General features: G+C 65.6%; 2 protein-coding genes and 1 pseudogene. 1 reads left to right on the forward strand and 2 read right to left on the reverse strand.

Features of this window, described 5'->3' with window-relative positions:
• Positions 1-274: pseudogene (locus K8V84_RS11340) on the reverse strand (hypothetical protein); the annotation flags it as partial.
• A 33-nt stretch (positions 275-307) separates the two neighbouring features.
• Positions 308-2,635, reverse strand: coding sequence for a type IV secretion system protein (locus K8V84_RS11345; protein ID WP_304073981.1), 2,328 nt, complete (start codon positions 2,633-2,635; stop codon positions 308-310).
• Between the two features lie 792 nt (positions 2,636-3,427).
• On the opposite strand from K8V84_RS11345, the gene K8V84_RS11350 reads away from it, so the two are divergent.
• Positions 3,428-4,546, forward strand: a complete 1,119-nt coding sequence (locus K8V84_RS11350) for a hypothetical protein (RefSeq protein ID WP_304073983.1) — start codon at positions 3,428-3,430, stop codon at positions 4,544-4,546.
• Positions 4,547-4,601: the final 55 nt, after the last annotated feature.

A 4,601-nucleotide genomic window follows, 5' to 3' on the forward strand; every position in this document is an offset into this window, starting at 1 on the left:
CCGCCTCGGTGAAGGGGAACCAGCCGAGGACGTCCTGGTCCTCGGCGTCAGTGGTCGGGATCGGGCTCGGCGGTACCGTGGCCTGCCCACCAGGAGCACTCCCGGCCGCATCCGGCCCTTCCCCGGTGGGAGCGACCTCCCGAGGCGGCCCGGAGGCCTCCTCTTCTTCGTCGCCGAACCCACCGAGGCTGAAGTAGATCCCGAACCCGGCCAGGGCCGTGATCAGAACGATCACGACCAGCCGCTGTGTGCGCTCGGGGAGAGGATTGGGCATGGTCTTCAGTTGCCTTGTCGTCTACTCGTCGGCCTAGTCATCGTTCAGCCAGAAGGGCACGTCACGCTTCCGGTCCCGGGTCGAGTTTCCACCCTCGCCCCAGAAGGGGGTGATGGGGGCGTTGTCACGACGCTTGTCCGAACCGGTCAGCCAGCCGCCTTCACGATCACCTCGGCCGCTGCCGGCGGGCGGCGGGGCCGGACGCGACGGACGCTGAGGAGCGGGTCGGTCACGCTTCTCCCGAGGTGCGCCCCACCTGGATCCACGGTTTCCGACGTTGCCCTGAGCGGGGGTCTCGCCACGTCCGCTGAAGATGCCACGCCCGGAACCGGGTTCTGGCCGCTCGGAACTTGCGGCCCGAGAGTTCCCGGCACCGCCACCGAAGGTTCCGCCGCGGCTGGAGCCACCACCGTCGTTACGGGTCGGGCTGTCATTGCGCCCCCCGGTGCCGAAGACCGAAGCCCAGCCGCTGTCACCGGTTCCGGTGTAGCCGCCTGCGGGACGGGGCGGGATGTTCCCGCTGCTGGAGTTTCCGCTGCCGCCGAGATCGGGGGCCTGATCGGTGGTCCGGTTGCCGCCGCTGGGACGTCCGGTGCTCGCGGCGGACGCGGTGCTGCGCCGGTTGACGTTGAGGGGTGGCGGGGCTTCGTTGCCTCGTACCCGACCGTATCCGCCGGCACCTCGGACCCGAGCAGGTTCTCCGACCTCCCCAGGGGTGTCTTCGGGAGTTCGGCCATCGGCGGTGGCCCCCGGCGCTCCGGCCCCGTTGGCCGGAACACCCGCTGCGGCGCCCGCGATCATTCCCGCTCGATGACGGCCCCAGTTCTGAGCCTTGAGGTAGGCGACAGGGGGCAGGACAGCCGCGCTGTTTCCAAGCGCCTGACTGCGAGCCGCGTCGCTGACGATCCGTGAAGTGAACGTGTTCGCGTTCACCGAGGCGAACAGGTAGGCGAAGGTCTTGCGGTAGATGAAGAGCGCCAGCGTGAACAGGGCCAGCAGGATCATCTGCAAGCCCCAGCCAAGACTCGTCGACATGACGATGCCGTAGCTCATGACCAAAAGGGCGATCAGCAACACCACGAAGATCTGCTTCAGCAGGAAACCCACCATGAGCTCAACCCACCGGAGCAAAACCATGCGCCCGTAACCCGGATGGATCCCAATAAGCAGGAAAATCGGCGAAAGCATGAATAGCAACATGAAGCCGATTTTCAGAACGATCAGTGCAACAGATCCCGCCAGGATCAAACCGCCAGCAAAAATCGAAGAGAAGAGTGCAAGACTCGCCACCCCAAGCCGACTTCCCTGATCAGCACCCGAAAACATCGGATACACACTCGGGTAAGTAGACTCAACATCATCAGCGATGGCCTGATATGCATCTTGCTTATCTGAATACAGGCTGGAGGGATCGATTTCTTCGTCAAGAATCTGCTGTTGCTCGATCCGACTTACACCCTGGGCTGCAATCAGATCCATAGAATGGTCAATAGCCACGTCCTCAGCAAGGCTATCACTACCAAACTGGCCGGCCACCCACGGCTGACATACCAGACTTGACCACATCATGTCCGCATTACGGCGGACTTGGAAATCGGATTCCGATTCCCAATCCGCACGTTCAGGTGGCTCAGCACCAGCAGGGCAAGCACCTGAACCACCGCCATAGGGAACCTGTCCAACAGCACTGGTCACCAGCTGAGTGCCCGAGTTCACCAGACTGCTGCCCAACCCCATCACCTGTGCGGGGTTGATCAGGATCCACATCCCGAGCGCGGTCGCGCCCACCATCCAGATGGTCGACTCGATGGTCAGGGTCATCCGCTTACGGATCAGACCGAACCAGCCGAGCCAGATCGCACCCAGGATGACAATCGTCGGGATGAGCGGTCGCCAAACACCTTCGCGCAAGGCGATAACAACGTTTTCCACCGTCTCGGTGAAACTGGCGAGCAACCCGTCGGAGGTGGCCGCCTGGTAAACGGTGATCGTCGACTGGTTGATGGTCTTCGAAAGATCCCAAGCCGAGTTCGCGATAGTTGCCTGAGGTCCGTTCGCCATCCCGTCGACGCAGGACTCGGTGATCATGTGCCATTGCTGTCCGGCCGTTCCGTACTGGCCGTACATGCTGGCGTCAGGAGGAAGTCCGTCCGGGGATCCTTCGATCGCAGATTGCGATTGCGGGGGAACGAGAAGGCCATCGGATCCGCTTCCGGCGGACTCGGGGAGCGGCGCGGGCTGGCCGGGACACAGGGGGTTGGCTGTCGCGCTGGTCAACGGGATCAGGATGAACCCGCTGAGCATCAGGAACGTCATCAGGAGGCGTCGCCATCCCCGCCGGTGGACGTGCTGATGCGTCATCTGCTGAGCTCCTGCGTCGTGTGTTCGTCCGGGATGATGGCAGACCAGAAGGCCTCACGCCGCACACACCCACGCGCCACCCGGCACGCGGTCCGTCCGCGACAACAAGGCCCCCGCATGTCTTTACCCCATCCTCTATGGTGCGCCATCACCGGGCCGGGGGTTGGCTGCAACGCGACTCGTTTTCTCCTCGACAGCTCCGGACCACTCCACCACCGGGGTACAAAACGCTAATTCCGTGACGTTTCCGCAGGTAAAGGCGATGACCGGACGCCCGTAACCCCCGATAACCGCGAGGCCACAATTTGCTGTCCACATGGGGACTATGAGCGGCATCACAGCACCTTTCATGGCGAAAATCGGACATAGGGCAACCTTTCAGACTGGAACCCGGTTCCCATAACTGCTTCGGTGGGAACCGCAGTGCGCATTGGCGTTGGACCGAAACGCTCCCGGAACCCCTACCAGGCCGGGTCTTCGCAACCGCCCAGGCACTCCGTCGCCTTCGCCCGCCCTGCTCTCATCGGCCCTGCCCCACAGAACCGGTTCCACGTGCCGGGCGTCTAGACGAACGAGGACCCGCACGCGTTCCACTCCTCTCGCTTCCTCACCCCTTCCGCACACCTGCCCGCCCCCCACACCTGGAAGAGGTCACCGGTCATGGACCCCCAGCCCCCGAACGACGAACGTCGGATGAGTCGGCGTCCCGACCACCGTCGACGTTTCCCCGGCGACCGCCGCGCCTCTTCCGCCCGACCCCCGGAACAGCCGAGCCCTTCGGCGGAGCGGGCGTTGCGACGAACGCGCCTGCCGACCCTGGCCGCCACCGTGTTGGTCCTGCCGACGCTGGTCATGGTGACGGTGATGACGATCGGCATGATCGTCGGGGTCATCATGGTGTTCGTCTTCCTGCCCGGAAGCGTCATCGGAACCGTTCTCACCTACGGCGCCGTGCTGATCCCGTTGGTGGTCATCGCCGCCGCGGCCCGGTACGCGCTCAAGCGCTCCGGGTGGCGGCGCCCGATGGGCATCGTGCTGGTGCTGTACGTGGCGTTGGCGCTACCACTGCTACCGGTGAAGGCGATGGTGCTGTTGTCCGAGGCGGGACTACTGCGCACCCCCGAGCCGGTCAGCATGCACTCCGAGGATCCACCCTGGTTCCTTTGGGCCTATCTGCTCGTGGGCGCCGTCCTCATCGTCCTGGTGGTCACGGAGTTCCTGGCCGTGGCCCGGGTCCGGGGACGGGCGCGACGCGTCGGGGAAGGGGACGGAGGCGGGCCGACCGGTTCCGGGTGGGGCGGGATCGGCGCGGCCGCCGCGGCCCTGTTGGTGGTGACCGTGCCCATGTCGTGGTTCGCCTACGAGAGCGCGGCCCAGGAGACCGCCGCCCATGTGGCCGCGGACGCGGCGATCATCGGCGAACTCGAAGACCCGCCGGTGGTACTCGACCACCCGACCTGGGGCCCCTGGTGGGTGGACACCCGTGCCGGCGACGATCGGGCCGAGATCCACTACCGCCGAGAGCCCGAGGCGATCCTGGAGGTGCACACTGTCCCGCTCGTTCCAGAAGTGGTCGAGTGTTGGGAGGACCCCGGGGAGGCGGACTGTGCGGCGACGAGGACCCGGTCGCCGGAGTTGGGCGAAGGCGAAGTTCGGGTGGCACTGAACCTGGAGGCCCCCTCGGCGCCCGTGGACGCGCCGACCCTCGTGTACCTGGAGATCCCCGACAGCGACCGGATGGTGATACTGGTGCCGGGGATCGATCAGAGCCGGAGCTTCCTGCAAGGGCGGGTGCGGTACGACATCTCCGAGGGGGAACTCCTGGAGTACGCCGAGGGACTGCACCTGGTGGACCAGGGCGACACCGAGGCCGTGCACCGACTGGCCTTGGACGCCCACCTGGCGTGGTGATCGACCGGGCCAGGCCGGATGGCTGAACCGGCCCGACCGGGCCCGGCCCGAACCG

The sequence above is a fragment of the Nocardiopsis listeri genome, from assembly GCF_020741345.1.
Lineage (GTDB): Bacteria > Actinomycetota > Actinomycetes > Streptosporangiales > Streptosporangiaceae > Nocardiopsis > Nocardiopsis listeri_A.